This window comes from Deinococcus sp. QL22 (genome assembly GCF_023370075.1).
Lineage (GTDB): Bacteria > Deinococcota > Deinococci > Deinococcales > Deinococcaceae > Deinococcus.
The window spans coordinates 161,576-177,419 of record NZ_CP097149.1; the positions used below are offsets into that span (position 1 = coordinate 161,576).

Below are 15,844 nucleotides of genomic sequence, written 5' to 3' on the forward strand. Positions count from 1 at the left end.
TACGAGCAGCACGTCCCCCTCGAAATCCTCGACCAGCAGCACCTCAAGCACCGCGCGACTCCGCCTTGAGAAGCGTGAAGTGCACGGCCGTGCCGACCTCCGCAGTGGAGTCCAGCCACACCTCACCGCCGTGCCGCTGCACGATCTTCCGGACGATGGACAGTCCCAGCCCGGTGCCCTCGTACTGGTCGCGGGTGTGCAGTCGCTGGAACATCCCGAACACCTGCTCCTGGTACTCCGGGGAGATGCCGATGCCGTTGTCCCGCACCTGGAAGTGCCAGACGGCCCCCTCCTCCTGGGCGTCCACCTGAATCTCCGGCACGCGGTCCGGCCGGCGGAACTCCACGGCGTTCCCGATCAGGTTCTGGAACAGCTGCGTCAGCTCACGCGCGTCGCCCAGCACCATTGGGCACCCACCGACGGTGACTCTGGCGCCGGCGGCTTCAATGGCCGCGCTCAGGTGGTGGAGCGCCTCATTCAACGGCCCTTCTGTGGACAGCGGCCGCAGCGGCTCAGGCTGAGCATTCAGCCGGGAGAACACCAGCAGGTCATCAATCAACTGACGACGCCGTCGAGCACCTGGAGAAGCAGTTCTCCTGCCGTCTCAGGAGAACACAGTGGGGATCTGCGCCCGCACAGGCAACCCTGAAGGAACCGCTCTGCGCCGGGTGAAGCAGGCGTGGCATCATGCGCCATGACGGAACATCCGCTCCCGACGCCCACTGAGGTCACTTCCATGCGGCTCAAGGTCACCACCTACCTCGGCTCCATCGTGCACTACGAATCCGGGCTGAAGACGAAGTGGTATCTCGAGCTCTGGGACGTGATGAGCCCGCAGGCGGTGGCAGTTCCTGTTCCACCAGGAGAACTCCAGCAGTATGGCGTCCCCGTGTGGGATGCGGGACACAGCTCTGACTCCGACAGTTCTCTCCGCTGGGACTATGTCACCATGGGGAGCGACGACCCCGAGATCAACCCAGAGGGCGGTGTCCGGCCACATACCCTGCTGACCTTGCCGATCGGCCCGGTCGACGCCAGAGCCGCTCGAACGTACCTGTCCATCTGTGCTGCGCAGATCCCGGGAACCTTCCATCCCCACGTCTCGGTTCCGCCTTCGGTGCCAGATGGAGAGGGCAGTCATTCCTAGGGAGTCCTCTCCCCCGCAGCGCCCCCGTTCCTCGTCGGCGGGGGCTTGTGCTTTTTGGGAGGAATCACCCGTGGCATCCAGATCAACATCGCTCTACACGTGAACGGCACTCCACTGACCTCGCAGCAGGGTGCAGCGTTCGTCGGCGCTCTGACCCCCGAGCAGGTGACCACGGTGGTGCAGGCACTGAGCCCGGAGACGTCGCGCTGCTGATGCACGCGGTCGTCTACCGGATGCGGCGAAGGCAACACCGCTGCAGGCCCAGGAGTGACGGCCCCGGGAACGGCGTATCAGAGCAGGTGTGCGAGATGGCGAACGCTATGGCGTTCGTCCTCCCAGTTCTCCGACAGGGGTACTGGCAGGGGGCGTTGACGCCCGCCGATCACCTTGCGTGCGGTGATGCAGGCCGACTCAAGTGCGCCGCAGATGGACTCGCCGGCGATCAGGTCAGCCTCGATCATGGGCCAGGCGCCTGGATGCCGCCAGAGCATGCAGCTCAGCTGGGGCAGTGCAGGGATGGACACGGGACCTCGCCCCACGATCAGCCGGGGCATGAGGCCAGCAGGTTCATAGGATCAGTCTCGCCCGCCCGGGGAAGGCAGAATCACCCCGTCCCACAGGATTTGTGTGAACAGGGATTTCGAGGTCCAGCGCCGCCACACAGGCCTGCACTGGCCAAAAGCGCTGGGGCGACCGGCTGGCTCTGACCCTGTCACCGCTGCCGTGGCCCCTCAACCCTGGTTCCGCACGCTGCACTGCGCCGCCGCTCCCGGTCTGAACGCACCCTTGCACAGAAGGGCGGGGCTGCAGGCATGCGTGCCAGCCCAACCTTCTATGCTGCTCGCATGACCTTACTGTTCGAGCTCGTGATCGTGGGCTTGCTGGTCATGCTGCTGACGCGGGTGAACAGGATTGAGAAGCAGTCCGAACGCGCAGCCAAGCAGCTTGACGAAGCCTTACGGCGCCTGGAGGCAGGTGTCCTCGCAGCCCAGAAGCCCAGAACCGATGGCGCGCCGTCTTTCCCGGCCGCATCCCTGCAGGCGGTTTCCCCTGCGGCTGCGCCTGCCTCCAGGCCGCCCACCCAACCTCACTTCACGGTGCCGGACGTGCTGGCAACACCCGCCCCAACCCTACCAAAGCTGGCCCCACCACTTCCGCAGTTCACTGGAACACCAGTGAAGCAGGCCGGTGCGTCAGCAGCCACACTCCCCCAGCCCACAGGGGCCGCAAAGCAACACCAGCCAGCAGCGCCGGCCCGGACGCACGCACCCCCGGCCTGGTGGCCTGCCATCAACCTGAGCGCTCCCGAGTACAGCCGCGCGCGGATGAGCGTCATCGGGGGCGGACTGGTCATTGCCGGACTGGCCTGGACCCTGCGCTCCCTGGGCCTGCCCGGATGGACGGCGCTGGCCGCAGTCTATGCCTTCGCGGCCCTGCTGTGGATCACCGCGCGCAGCGTGCCGCAGCCGGTGGCCGGCGCCCTGCGCGGCCTAGGCTACGCCGCCGCCGCGCTGGGCCTCGGTGCCCTGTCCCAGGTGCTGGGCCCGGTCCTGCCGCAGGGCGCCGGCGTCCAGGGCAGCGCGGCCACGGTGCTGCTGGGTCTGCTGGCCCTCTCCGGCGCGATGGCCTGGCGCAGCGTGCGCGCCGGCGAACCCCTGCTCGCGGCGCTGGCGACCCTGGGCGCGGCCATCTCGACCTGGATGCTGACCGACGATCTGGGGCCGTGGAGCGCCCTGGCCATGGGGCTGACCGCCCTGATGCCGGCCCTGGCCATCCCGCACCTCATGCGCCTGGTTCCAGGGCGGGAGGAACAGGGGGGCCCAAGCACCACCGTCACCGATCACCCCCCAGAGAAGCTTTCCCCTGAGACCGGTCTGGCCCGCGAGGCCAGCCTGGTGCTGACGGTTCTCGCGGCGGCGGCCATTCCCGTGGGCCACCTTCTGGCGGCCCTCTCGCACGCGCCTGATCTGAGCAGCGTCGAGACCACGGCACGCAGCCTGGTCAGCGCTCACGGCGGAACGTGGGGCTGGGCGATCGGCACGGTGATGGCCCTCGGGACGGCCGCGACGCTGCTGCGCGGCGCTCACCTGCTGCCTTCTCGGAGTCAGGCAACCAGCACACCTGCCCCCTCAACAGCTACTTCCGCAGCAAGTCTGCTGGCGGCCATGGGCGCGCATCCTTACCGCACCCTGGGGACAGCCGCCGCGCTCTGTATGGTCACGCCGTTCCTGACTGCCGCACCCACTCTGGGCGCCGCCCTGCAGCGCGCCGCGCCGGGCAGCACGGGGGCCCTGCTGCTTCTGGCCCTGGTCGGTGCCGCACTGGCCGCCTGGGCCTGGATCAGGCAGCGCCAAAGCGCGGCGCAAGGCCAGGCGGACGCGGCCTACCTGGCCGGCTCTCTGGCCGGCGGCGCCACAGCTGGAACCACTTCGGCTCTGAGTGCGGCCGCGGTGGCGCTGCTGGGCTCCAACACCCGGCTGCTGGGCTTCGCGGGTCTGGGCGCCGCTCTGGCAAGCGTGGGTCTGGCCGCACACAACCGCCGCTGGGCCCAGGTCGGCATCGCTCTAGCCTCGGTCAGCGTCATGGCGGCTCTGGTCTCTCCCTACGTCGGCGGCCCGGCAGCCCCGCAAGGGGTGGTTCTGCTGGTTCTGGCCGGGTTCTGGGTCCTGGGCATGCGGCTCTCTCAGCGGGCCTGGAAGGAGGAAGCCAGCGCGCTCGCGTACGTGACGGGGGCCTCGATGGCCCTCCTGGCCCTCTCTGGACTGCTGGAGGCAGCGTTGCTCAGCCTGGTCGCTGGCGCCGCCCTCTGGGCCGTCCAGCGGACACCACGCCTGGCGGCCCTGAAGCCCCTGATTGGCGGCCTGTTTCTCGCCACTATCGCCTGCAGCGCTCTGACCAGTACAGCGGCTTTCAAGGCAGGTCCCGGACTGGACCTCACCCAATGGAGTCTGCTGCTCCTGGGCGCCGCGGGCGCAGCGCTGGCCCTGCTGGCCTCCCGCAGCGTAGCGTCCCCACTGGCCACGCGCCAGACGGCCGGAGCAGGTCAGGACAGCCTGGCAGACGGCGCAGCCAAGATTCAGCCCCCAGAAGCGCTCGCCCCATTCGTTCAGAGCGCGTCCTGGAGTGTCCTGGCCCTGAGCCTGTTGGTCACTGTTCAGTCCGCTGGCGCGCTGAGCGATGAAGCAGGGGCCGTGGCGCTGAGCGTCATGGCGCTGATCACCCACAGGATGGGCCTGCGCCGGGGACCCACCATTTCGGCCTTCTCGCTAAGCGCCGCCGGCATCCTGACCTTCAGCGGCGTTGTGCGCCTGATCGCCGATCAGCTGATGGACGCTGGCAACACCCAGACCGTTGTGTCCTGGCTGCCGCTGGCCACCTGGAGCACCCTGGGCATCTGGGGCCTGCTGTATACCCCCACGGGCCGCCGCCTGTGGACAGCGCGCATCAGCCGGGGCTCACTGCCGCGCATGCCGCTGCGCATTCTGCGCGCGCCGGTCATCGCTGCTGGCCTGGCAACCGCAACCGTGAGCCTGACCGCCTGGGTTCCGGGCGGACTCATGACCGCGCCGCTGCTCACCCTGGGGAGCCTGGCCGCGCTGGCGACGGGCGTGCTGGTGGCCCTGGGCGCCTGGCGCTGGGGCGGACTGGGCCGCGGAGGCGCGCGGGCGCTGTGGGACTGTGGTGTCGGCATCGGCGCCGCCGCCGGCGTCAAAGCCGTCACGGTCGACGCCAGCTTGTACAGCAATCCGCGGGCCGCCAGTGGTCTGGCCATCCTGGTCACCGGCCTGGCCCTGCTGCTGCTGGCGGTCCGTGCGCCGCGCCCGGGACCCAGTGAGGGCGCAGAAGGATCAGAAGGCGATCCCGGGGCCGCGCTGGTGGTGGCACCGGCGCGGTCGGCCCCCACGGAACTCCAGCAGAACGTGTAGCCCAGGCACGCCTGACAGGGCGGCGCCCCCTGGAGACTGCCGCCCGCCTCGCCGCGGAGCAGCAGACGGAACCGCCCGCCCGGGTGCAACGGCGTGAGCGCGTGACCGGACGCGACGCGCGATTGAACTTTGACAGATCCTGAGAAACAGATCATTGGCGAAGTGCGGCCGGTGACTTCGTGCCTACTGACCTGATGACCGCCCTCTTTGGCTATGGGGTACAAGATGTCCAGACCTGAGCTGAAGCCTGGGGAACCACCCATTGGTCAGAGCTGGCTGAGAACGAGGCCTCAGGGCGCGGCGAGGGCGGGCTCCTCCTCTGGCGGGGGCGGCACGAAGTCGACCGTGCCGTCGCGGTACTTGCCCTGGTTGCGGTCGAGCTGGATGCGGCGCTGCTCGGCGAGCAGCGCCTCGTCGGGCAGGATGGCGCGCGACGAGACGTAGCTGGCGACGATGTTCTTGTAGACCGGCGCGGCGAGGTCGGCGCCGTGGTACTGACCCTTGGCGCCGTGGGCCATCACCGCGACCGTGATCTCCGGGTCGGAGTTGGGATAGAAGCCGGCGTAGGTTGACTCGAAGAGTTCGTTGCTGTAGCCGCCGGCCGTGGCGACCTGGGCGGTACCGGTCTTGCCGCCCAGGTCGTACCCGTACAGCAGCGCGCGGTGGGGGATGCCGAGCTCAATGGTCATGCGCAACATGTCACGCACGGCCTTGGCGGTCTCAGCCCGCACGACGCGCCGGCCCTGGCCCACGGGGTCGGCGGCCGAGAGGCGCGGCGGCAGGTAGACCCCGCCGTTGCCGAGCACGTTGTAGGCGACCGCCATCTGCAGCAGGGTGGTGGACATCCCCTGCCCGAAGCCGTTGGTGGTGCGCACCAGCGTATCCCAGCGCTCGATGGGGCGCAGCACGCCGTTGCCGGCGGTGACCACCGGGATCTCCGGTGCCACGCCGACGCCGAACTGCGCCAGGCGCGCGCGGAATGTCTCGTCGGTGTACGGCTCGACAATGTGACTGATCCCGATGTTCGACGAGTAGCGCAGCACGTTCTGGATGGTGAGCTTGGGGCCGTGGGCGACCGAGTCGCGGATGGTGCTGCCCCAGCGCGCGCCGACGAAGCGGCTCATGGGGGTATCGAGCACCTGCCCCGGCTGGATCACGCGGTCGTCAAGGGCGACGGCGACCGTCATGGCCTTCATCACCGACCCCGGCTCGAAGCGGTCGATGAAGGCCCGGTTGCGCCGGTCGCTGATGGAAGTCTGCTTCCAGTCGCCGGGATCCGACGGCGGCCAGCTGGCCACGGCCAGCAGCCGACCGGTTCGGGTCTCCATGACGATCGCTGCGGCGTACTCGGCCTTCTCCTCGGCCGCCTTGCGCGCCAGCTCGCCCTCGGTGACGGCCTGCAGCTCGAGGTCGATGGTCAGCTGCAAGTCCTGGCCTGCCGCCAGCGACGCCTCATAGTCGTGCTCCAGGCCTTCTACGCCCTCGGACTGGCCCATGATGCCGAGCAGCTGCCCGGCGAGCTGGCCGTGAGGGTAGCTCCGCTGCTCGGTCATGGCGAAGGTTCCGGCGCCCTGCGTGCGGGTCAGAGCCAGCACCTCGCCGCCCGCGGCCAGGATGCGCCCGCGCCCGCTGGGCTGGGGCAGCCGGTTGCCGGGAGGGCGCCCCTCAAGCGGGTTGAGGGGGCTCATGACGCCGGCGTAGGCGATCACCAGCCAGCCGAGGGCGAGCAGGCCGCACAGCATCATTATCAGCGTGCGTTTGTGGATCTTGATCTCCATATCGGCCCAGCCTACCGCGCCCCGCTCTCCGCGCCCGGAACCGGGGGTTCAGGGGGGTCGGGAGCAGGGCGTGCAGCGTGCCTAGGCTCCATCTCGGGGGGCGGCCTCCCGCGGCGCCTCCACCTGAGCGCGGTTCAACGCTCCAGCAGGCCAACTGAGCCCCCTTTAAGGACGGGGCAGATCACCCTGCCCACCCGCGACCGCGCCCCCTCACCCAGGGGCCCACCCCCCCAGCGCCAGCTGGGACTTTTTCTTCAGCGTTCGCTGGAGGTGGAGGCACACCAGGAGAGCCTTGAACTCCGGCGGGGCCGGCGGCCAGGTAGACTGAGGCTGACCTTCGAGGGACGCCGTCGAGCGCGCCTGGACGTCAGCCTCGACCCGGCCACCACGGCGGGTCTCCTGGCCCCCGTTCCAGCCCTGCTGCCACCGGGCCAGGGCGGCCGGCGGCGGGAACAGGCATTCGCGCTGCTTTGGGCCCTGCTGGATGAACCCCTGGGCGAGTGCGTCGATGTGGAGTGGAGGCATCTTCGGGTGCCGGGGGTTAATGCCGGACTGACGCGCGGTTCGGAGGTGGCGAAGGTGACTCACCTGTCCGGAAGTGACAGTGGCCAGACGCCCATCGACGACCGCAAACTTCTGGCAGACCCGAGCTCTGGACGCATGGTCACCCTCAACACTCAGAGCAGCACTGTCGCGACGAATCGTGTGCTCAGACCTGGTCGTGACCCCGCAGGTTCTTCCCCTCCAGAGCTGAAGCTCCCCCCAGTTGCGGCGTGCCCAGCAAAGGCAATGACCTGAGGCCCAGCCAGACCGGCTCCAGATCCGGGTGCACTGATGTCCTGTGCTGAAAGTGCTGCCGAACCACGTCCTCAAGCAGCACTGTGAAGTCCGAGGCGATCTCGGTCACCCCTTCCCCGTGCAAAAAGGCGTATGGAGCCGGCTCCAGGTCCGTATGGGCGACCACGTACTCACGCCCCAGATCTAGCGCCTCCCCGTTCACCTGGACCCGCTGCACCCGCTCTCCGACCCTGCCTGCGGGGTCGACCGTAACCTGCACGCCGCTCAGTCCCGGAACACCGATGGGAGAACCCCGCAGCCCGCGGTGCAGGTACGTCACCACCTCGGGATCGAGCCCACGTTCGAGGGCCATCCGGAGTCGCCAGCCCGTCACCCGGGAGGTCATGGGATTGATGGTCGCCGGCACGGCATTGGCGACGGCGCCGCGGCGCACCTCACCGGCCTGGAGGCCCGTGTGCAGCGCCCCCCCGCTGATGAGTCCCACCTCCGCACCGGCCCGCTCCCGGAGCACCTGCGCGGCGAAATGGGCCATGGGCGACTCTCCCCAGTGATCCAGGTGCAGGGACGCCGCCAGCGTCCCCACGGCTTCCGTTCGGATGCCCTGCAATTCGGTCTCCAGGGCGGCCAGCGCCTCCATCACCTCCGCATCTGGTTCCAGATCGGCAGGAACAGGTAGAACCGTGACCCGGTCTGCGAGGATGGCTCCCGCTGCTCCCACATCGAGATCCACCCGGCCCAGATGTTCCGCAAACTCTCCGGCCTGGACGACGAGTGTCTTCCCCACCCGCTCCCCTTCCGGCAGGAGGTCATGCGAGTGGCCGCCAATGATCAGATCGATGCCGGAGACGGCCGCGGCCAGGTCATGGTCGGCCTCCAGACCGAGGTGAGAGAGCAGCACCACCAGTCCAGCACCCGCGTCACGAAGTTCCGTCACTGTCTGGCGCGCCAGGTCATGCACGTCCGGCGTGTTCAGCCCGTACACGCCGTAGATACCGCCGAAGGGATCGGTCAGCCCGAAGACACCAATGCTCAGGCCATCCGGGCCGTTTAGCAACACGCTGGCGCGAAGACCCTCCACCACAGCGCCGTCCTGGTCGCGAAGATTGGCCGCGAGGAGGGTGTACCCCGCCCGCCGGGCCATCCGGGTCACGGCCGTCATCCCGTACCCGAGGCCAATGTCGTTGCCGAGGGTCTGTAGGGTCACGCCACTCGCCGTCAGGACGGGTGCCAGGGATTCGCCGCGGGTCAGGCGACAGTCCTCGAAGCGGCGGTCGAAGGCGTCGCCAGCATCCCAGCGAAAGACGGTCCGCCCCTCGGCTTCCGCGTGGGCCTGTTCCCGGCGGGCCAGGGTCGTCAGCCGCGCCAGCCCTTCCAGACGGCCATGAATGTCGTTGCTGTGCAGAAAAGTCAGTCGTGCCACACGGCCGATTCTATCTGACAGACTGGAACGTTCTGAGCAGACTTGCCCTGTGGCCAGGACGAGCGCCTTCGCGACTGAACCCCAGCCTCAGGCCAGAGTCCAGGCAGGCCCTCACCCCGACCGGTCTGTCAGGGTGAGGGCCAGTCACGCCGCTCTGCGTAAAGCCCCTGCTCCCCTCTAGCGGAGCTGAACCAATCGCACGGCCAGGTCGGCGACCGCGCTGCGCCGCACCCGGACCGAACGGGAGACCAGAACGGCGCCGCCGGTGCGAAGCGCCTCAGCCAGCAGGTCGTTCACCCGGGAGCAACAGGTGATCGGCTCTTCCCCCAGGGCGTCCATGGCCGACGCCATCTTGATGCCGTGGTGCAGGAGTCCAGGGCGATGCTGCACGAACCAATCGTGAACCTCATCCATGCTTATGGGTTGAGGCTGCCCCAGCAGAACGAGCCCCAGGCGCAGATTCAGGTCAGGCACCTGATAGAAGCGGCGATCCCGCTCCTCTACTTCCGGGTGCGGCAGCGCGTAGGTGCCCTCTGGCCCATTGCTGACCACGCGGCTGAAGGCCCGTCGTGCTTCACCCAGGGCCCGCTGGGTCGCGGCATTCACCTCGTGCAATACGTCGCCATGCAGCAGCAGCGCCTGACGCACCCGAACCAGATCGGGCTCCGGCTGCTTCGCTCCCTGGGCCAGCACCAGCAGGTCAATGTCACTGAACAGGTGGGCCGTCGCTCGCGCGACCGTTCTTTTGGCGAGGGCCAGCGCCCAGGAATCCAGGACATTCGGTGATGCCCGTTGAGCCAGCGCCACCGCGCACTCCACTTCACGGGCCGCGCGCTGCAGGCGGCCCGGCAGATCAAAGGTGCCGGGCAGGGTCTGCTGAGCCAGGGCGAGCACCACCCTGGCGTTGTCGCGGGAGCCCTCAGGGCCAGAGCACAGCAGGCTCTGCAACGCCTGCAGCGTCGGGCCGCCGGTCATTGTGCTGGCAAATGCCGCACCTTGAAGGGCAAGGGCAAGGGTGTGATCCTCTGTTCGGCCAGCGCTCAGCTCAGGCTGTGGGCGGGGCTGACCCGATGGGGCAACGGACTGGCGGGGGGTCTTCAGGGCGCGGCGGGCAGCTCGGTTCTTCTTCATCGCATCTCTCCTTGATCCGCCAACAGACACGCCCCCCGTCTACTTTCGGCAGACGGGGGGCCCGTTGCGGCGGTATCTCGGGGGGCAAATTGGAAGAGATGCAGATGTGATGCAGAGAGACGCGGGGCCCCTCTGACCAGAGTGTAACGGACGACCCTCTGGGTCTGTCAAGTGCCGGGAGGACACCCCTGGAAGCCTGACCCGGGCCACGAGAGGAAGGGAGCAGGACCGGTCCACCGCATTGGCCCTATCGAACAGAGTGGCGTGTCTGGCGAGCGCGCCAATCTGACAGACATGAGACTGTTCACAGATATCCCGCCAGCTTAGACACCACGTCCTGGTGATCACACCTCGACTTTCGTACCATCTACGTACAGGCCGCTGCCGAATCAGCTACCACAGACCGGGTCATGGCAGGCTCCTCAGGAAAGCGACGGACTTGACCGCAATTTGGTGCACCCAGTGGGAGTCGAACCCACAACAACACGAGTCTGAGTCGTTCGAGAGATGGCACACGCACGGGCATCGGCTGCGTCGCTATTTCACCATTTCTGGACACTCGGCAGCGGACGATCACCCTCCATCGATCCTGCCTGAGACAGCCTCAATTTCTCCAGCAATTCCTTCATCACGTTGCTGACATGATCGGCGGCTTGGTTCACCGTATCTAAAATCCTCAGGAAGAAGTGCGGTGTGATCTGCCGACCACCTGAGAGTTCTAACACCATAACGGCCGACTCCTTCTCATTCTCCAGCCGCCCGTACCCTACAGAGTGCGGGCGGTTCTCTGGCAACTAACGGGGCATACGGCCCGCTGCTTCTCTAGGGCCGAGTGCGGGAACAGTATCCCGGCGTTTACGACGCCGTAGTGCTCAAGCTTCAGTTGAAGCGCCGCTGGGCTCGTGTCGCCGCAGCGCTCCAGCTTCAGATGGCCTGCTGCAGCCTTTCTCAGCAGAGCAAAGTTCGCCGAAAGGGTCGAAGGCTGCGAACTGTAGATGGCGGCGTTGAAGCGATGCCTCTACAGAGGAAGACGCAAAAGCAGGGCTGCCCTCAAATCCAGGCGTCGTCGTCTTCAGCCACCCCGCAAGCCCCGCAGGTTCCGGTGCCGTCAGGCACGTAGTCTTCATGGCACGTCGCGCACGTAGCAACGGGCACCATTGGGAAGTTGTGCATTGCCAGGCTATTGGCCACTTCGACGTCTTTGACGTGCTGGGGCCGGTCATCCCGGGCAGGAGCTGGCCGGGTCAGGCGCGCATGACGGTCGTCGGCGATTTTGCGCCGACGGGCATGCCTGGCGCTGTATTCCTGGATGGCGAGTTCTTTTTTGCGCTTCCGGCGCAGCACCGGATCTTTGGGCAGGGGATTACTTCTCAGCGAGCCATATTGCAGCAGCATGGCAGCAATCAGGGCCCCAACTGCAGCGACGAGGGCTAAGAAGTTGGTCAGCCCAGAAAGTGCGGTGAGGATCAATAGTCCCGGGAATAGCCGTGCCCGCATCTTGGGCGCCACGGCCCAGATACCGGTAGACAGCAGGCACATGGCGACCAGCGTACCGGGAACTTTCAGTGTCGGGACAGTGCTGAGCAGCAGCAGGCTGAGGCCGGTGCCCAGCAGAATTGCAAGAGGGCGGTGGCGTGTTGTGCCCAATGCAGCGGTGTTGAGAAGAGCCATTCCCAACCCCCTGGATGCCAGAGACCCAGATGTACCGGATGTCTGTTCTACCGAACGCGTCTGAACACAAAGAACCACGGAAGCGGGAGAAGCCGCCCCGAATTGTCATCCGCTGCCGTCGCAGGTTGGGTAGACCCACTGACGCTGCTTGTGGTGGGTTCACTGATCATGATCAGTTGACGGTCTTTCAGCCTGAACACCATGGGTCCAGTCCCCACCGTGGGTCTGGCGAGTCGGGAAGCGCAGGAAGTCATCCCTTCCTGTGCTTCCCGAGGGCTGGTGTGTGCCTCTGGCCCGGGCCTTTCTCGACCACCCCCGCGTCCGCGTCCTGGGAAGGGGCCACAGGTACCTCCGGCCCTCGGGGGGGGCGCTGATGAACGGAACCTGCGGTTCGTGGGAGTGCGGCCAGTAGAGCGGCTGGCAGATTCGCTTCAGGGCCGAGCCACCCGCCACAGACCTGCTCCAGATCCGGGGCACCTTGACTCTGGTCTCCAGGCGACGGCGCTTGCGAGCAGGTGGTTCAGCGCAGCGCAGCAAGGAGGCCAGGACAAAGGAGCTGCTAGTCATGCTGGCGAGCCTGCACAGTTCGTCTGATCCGGAGGACGGAATGACGACGTACGCCAGTGAGGAGACCACCACCCAGCTCCAGCCGGCGACAATGCTGATCGGTATCGGGAGGGCGATTCGGTGCTCAAGGCTCCGCCCGGTCCAGCAGGCCACGATGCACAGCAGCGTGAGTCCGGCGGCCTGCGCCATAGTCCAGTGAATCAGGCCAGCGATCAGAATCACGGCGATGTCCTGGAGGGTAAAGACGGCCGCGACCATCCCCTGCATGCGCCATTGGGGCAGGAGCTTGAGAATGCGGTGCAAGACGTCGCGTGGGTCCCACCAGGGCACGTGGTCGCTGTGCCCGGGATCCCTGGGGAACAGGCCTTTCAAAGCATGCTCTCCTCTACCTCGTCTGCAGAGACTGAATCGGCCAATAGATCAAGGTGAAGCGCGAAGAAAGGCAGGCCCTGCATGGCCCCCAGGGCCTGCCCGGTCACCTGCCTCTGCATCCGCCAGCCCGGATACTGGCGCCGCAGCAGGTCAGCCACGTAGGATTTATAGACCCAGTTCATGTCGAACAGCTGCCCCACCCCACACCACGTCCTCCTATGAAGACCCTACAGGAGAAGGAACGGCGCACACCTCCGCGTGTGCGCCGGCCTAAGCCACTCAAAGAGGATTGAAGGCAGGACTTCCTATCAGCGGCGCGGCGTTAGCGTGGCGGTGCAGGTCATGGTGCCACCTGCGCCAGGCTTGCAGTTGGTCATGACAGCGTTGTAGGCGCTGGTGCTGACGGGTGCTGGAGTCACAACAGGCGCAGGGGCAGCGCCACGCACGGCGATGTTGTCGAAGCGCACGTTGCCCCTATCGAGGATGAGAGCTCTGATGCTCGAGGTCCCAACCGGCAGTCCGGTCACCACCGTAAGCTTCACCGGGATGCTCTTGAACACGTTGCCTCCGACGCCGAAGATGGTATTCCCACTGTTGATGGGTTTTCCCGCATAGATAAAGTCCGCGGGCTTCGTCTGGGTGCCGCTGGTGGAAAAGACCGTCGTCTCGTTGAAATATTTCTCCATCTGGTTCGCCGACGTCAGGGTGAACGTCACGTCGCACAGCACTTGCTTGTTCTGCACGTAGCACCCGAACAGCTGGTACTGGCCCTCCTCCGTCTGAACCGTCTGAGCGCTTGCCATACCCGAGAATCCGAGTGCCACTGCCATGCATATCCATATTCTTCTCATGTCTGCCCAAGCCTAAGCAGATGCAGGGGAAGAATACGGGAAGAACCGATAGCCTGACCTATGCCCATCAGCCAAGCCGACGCCGAGGCCACACTCGCGCAGTTGCCTCCCCTATTGCTTGGAGCGTTACTTCCCCTCGCTCTGGAAGAGACATGGCACCCTGTCCGTTCCCTGGCACTTGCGCCTGACCTGCCAGACGGTTGGTGGAATGCTGTAGTTGACCACCTGCCCCTTGTGCCCGCGGATGACAACACCGCTCAGGTGCCCTCAGCGCTTAGAGAAGCACTCGCCCGTCGACTGAGCACCGAGCGTCCCAGGCTCTACCGCGACCTCATCATCCGGCAGAGTGAGGAGGCCATGCGAACAGGTGACATCCAACATGCCCTGATCCTCCGTCACGACATCGGCGAAGGAAAGGAAGCGTGCCAGCAACTGGAAGCCTGGATGAATCAAGCAGTTCGTGCTGGGTCGTATAAGTTGGTTCAGGCCACCTTTGAGGCACTGCCCACCCACCTGACCAACGCAAGGACGACAGCCGCTTACTGGACTGCCGTCATTGCAGATACGAACCGTGAACGGGCAAGAACGGCGCGCCAGGAAGCTCACCACGCCTATGACGGCGGTGAGCGTAATCCGAGATTGATGTACGCGCTAAGTTACGCTCTCCAGTTGGATGGGCAGTATGACCCAGCACTTCATTTTGTGGATGAAGCCTTGATGGCAGGAACCAGCGGCAGAGATACCCTGCAACTGCTTCAGATGCGTGGCATGCTACTCAGCTATCTGCAACGTCTGGATGAACACCTGGAAACCTCACTCCAGCTGCTGACAGAAGCACAGGGCCAGGGTGACCTGTACTTCACGGCGATTGCCCACATGACCGTGGGCTACGCACGAGAAGACATGGGAAATCTAGGCCTGGCAGAGGACCATTACCACAAGGCCATCGCCCTCTATACACGCATCTCGCAGTGGCATCAACTCGCGACGCTGCTCAATAACTATGCCCAGTCCCTCGCCGCAGCGGGCCGGCCTGCCGAAGCGATGTACCGTCTGGACGAAGCCACGAGGTTGCCCACACTGGTTCTGAGGCACCGTGCCTGGTTCGCCTTTACCGCCGCAATCATCCACCATCAGTACGGCATGCACGCCGAAGCACTGGCGTCTACCCGGCGTGCCGCAGAACTGCTCCATGAAGCTCACCTCGGTGGAGACGCGATCAAGGTTCTCCTCCTTGAAGCTGAGCGCCTGGTGCTCAATGGGGAACAAGCGCTCGCAGAACTGAGATACCGGGAGGCCAGAACGCTGTCATCAGACAGCCCGACGGACATCGCTCAACTGGACTTTACTGCGGGGGTCCTGGCGTATGGTAAGCAGGCCTGGCAGGAAGCTGAGACATACTTCCTCAGGGCCTGTTCAGACGATGTCACCAGGTGGGACCGGGCGCGCAGTCACCTCTACCTGATCGCCATCAACCTGCAATGTGGAGGCCACCCTGATGTCCTGGCGTTGGAGCAGAGTCTGGCAGCCCTGGGGACAGATGCACCGTTCCTCACCGATGCGCCACTCCTGCGTAAGACGCTGACCTGGCTTGGAGAACAGCCCGGATGGCACGACCGGCTGAGCCACATTTTCAAGGGGGCTGCTCGCGCGGCTACAGTGCCTCTCCGGCTCGAGTTATTCGGCCCAATAGAGATCTACAGCAAAGCCGAGCCACTTCACTTCCCGCTTCGCCGATCTGCAGAACTGCTGGTCTTCCTGGCCTTGAATGGGTCATCAAGCAGACAACAGATTCTGGCGGCCTTGTGGGAAGGCGAACTCGACAGCAAGACTGTGGATCACTTCAAGAAGGTGCTGAGAGGCGTACGTGACACATTGCATCCGCTTCTGCCAGAGGGCACCGATCCAGTCGTGGTGGCGTCCAGACAGTACACCCTTAACCCCCTGCTTGATATCTCGACAGCCTGGCTTCCAGGTGACCTCTTCCCCGCACCCTGGGTTCGGCTCAGCGGTTCAATCAACGTGCGGGGCGACTTTGCGGCTGACGCTCAAGGGCCCTGGGCAGATGACGTGAGGATGGGGCTGCACGACCGGCTCCTGAACCATCTGCATGCTCGGGAACGAGAAGGAGATCCGACCGTAGGACAGGCGCTGAAAGTTGTACAGGGCCTGATGTGATTCAC

At 65.9% G+C, this 15,844-nt stretch carries 13 protein-coding genes; 4 read left to right on the forward strand and 9 right to left on the reverse strand.

The window, feature by feature from the left end; all coding sequences use genetic code 11:
- Nucleotides 1-43: 43 nt before the first annotated feature.
- Nucleotides 44-559: an ATP-binding protein gene (locus M1R55_RS00770; RefSeq protein ID WP_249392855.1), complete on the reverse strand. Its 516-nt coding sequence runs from the start codon at nucleotides 557-559 to the stop codon at nucleotides 44-46.
- 135 nt (nucleotides 560-694) lie between these two features.
- Here M1R55_RS00770 and M1R55_RS00775 point away from each other — a divergent pair, with 135 nt between their 5' ends.
- Both M1R55_RS00775 and M1R55_RS00780 read left to right on the forward strand, forming a co-directional pair.
- A complete protein-coding gene (locus tag M1R55_RS00775; RefSeq protein ID WP_249392856.1) occupies nucleotides 695-1,147 on the forward strand; it encodes a hypothetical protein in 453 nt (150 codons plus the stop codon).
- A gap of 54 nt (nucleotides 1,148-1,201) precedes the next feature.
- Nucleotides 1,202-1,360 (forward strand): hypothetical protein, encoded by a 159-nt coding sequence (locus M1R55_RS00780; protein ID WP_249392857.1) that lies wholly within the window; start codon nucleotides 1,202-1,204, stop codon nucleotides 1,358-1,360.
- A 77-nt stretch (nucleotides 1,361-1,437) separates the two neighbouring features.
- Here M1R55_RS00780 and M1R55_RS00785 read toward each other — a convergent pair whose 3' ends face one another.
- Entirely contained in the window at nucleotides 1,438-1,608 is a 171-nt protein-coding gene (locus tag M1R55_RS00785; RefSeq protein ID WP_249392858.1) for a hypothetical protein, read from the reverse strand.
- Nucleotides 1,609-1,992: 384 nt separating this feature from the next.
- Between M1R55_RS00785 and M1R55_RS00790 the strand changes: the two genes are divergently transcribed.
- Nucleotides 1,993-5,073, forward strand: coding sequence for a hypothetical protein (locus M1R55_RS00790; protein WP_249392859.1), 3,081 nt, complete (start codon nucleotides 1,993-1,995; stop codon nucleotides 5,071-5,073).
- 290 nt (nucleotides 5,074-5,363) lie between these two features.
- On the opposite strand, the gene M1R55_RS00795 is transcribed toward M1R55_RS00790, so the two are convergent.
- The 7 genes from M1R55_RS00795 to M1R55_RS00825 form a co-directional block, all read right to left on the reverse strand.
- Complete coding sequence (locus tag M1R55_RS00795; RefSeq protein WP_249392860.1) at nucleotides 5,364-6,851, reverse strand: penicillin-binding protein 2; 1,488 nt, start codon at nucleotides 6,849-6,851, stop codon at nucleotides 5,364-5,366.
- Nucleotides 6,852-7,560: 709 nt separating this feature from the next.
- Nucleotides 7,561-9,069, reverse strand: a complete 1,509-nt coding sequence (locus M1R55_RS00800; protein ID WP_249392861.1) for a bifunctional UDP-sugar hydrolase/5'-nucleotidase — start codon at nucleotides 9,067-9,069, stop codon at nucleotides 7,561-7,563.
- A 177-nt stretch (nucleotides 9,070-9,246) separates the two neighbouring features.
- A complete protein-coding gene (locus M1R55_RS00805; RefSeq protein ID WP_249392862.1) occupies nucleotides 9,247-10,200 on the reverse strand; it encodes a hypothetical protein in 954 nt (317 codons plus the stop codon).
- Between the two features lie 542 nt (nucleotides 10,201-10,742).
- Nucleotides 10,743-10,928: a hypothetical protein gene (locus M1R55_RS00810; protein WP_249392863.1), complete on the reverse strand. Its 186-nt coding sequence runs from the start codon at nucleotides 10,926-10,928 to the stop codon at nucleotides 10,743-10,745.
- A 322-nt stretch (nucleotides 10,929-11,250) separates the two neighbouring features.
- Nucleotides 11,251-11,871 (reverse strand): hypothetical protein, encoded by a 621-nt coding sequence (locus M1R55_RS00815; RefSeq protein WP_249392864.1) that lies wholly within the window; start codon nucleotides 11,869-11,871, stop codon nucleotides 11,251-11,253.
- Between the two features lie 935 nt (nucleotides 11,872-12,806).
- The gene (locus M1R55_RS00820; protein WP_249392865.1) at nucleotides 12,807-13,010 is read right to left on the reverse strand and encodes a hypothetical protein; all 204 of its coding nucleotides are present in this window, start codon (nucleotides 13,008-13,010) and stop codon (nucleotides 12,807-12,809) included.
- Between the two features lie 108 nt (nucleotides 13,011-13,118).
- Nucleotides 13,119-13,613: a hypothetical protein gene (locus tag M1R55_RS00825; protein ID WP_249392866.1), complete on the reverse strand. Its 495-nt coding sequence runs from the start codon at nucleotides 13,611-13,613 to the stop codon at nucleotides 13,119-13,121.
- 108 nt (nucleotides 13,614-13,721) lie between these two features.
- Here M1R55_RS00825 and M1R55_RS00830 point away from each other — a divergent pair, with 108 nt between their 5' ends.
- On the forward strand, nucleotides 13,722-15,839 hold the full coding sequence (locus M1R55_RS00830; protein WP_249392867.1) for a tetratricopeptide repeat protein: 2,118 nt from the start codon (nucleotides 13,722-13,724) through the stop codon (nucleotides 15,837-15,839).
- Nucleotides 15,840-15,844: the final 5 nt, after the last annotated feature.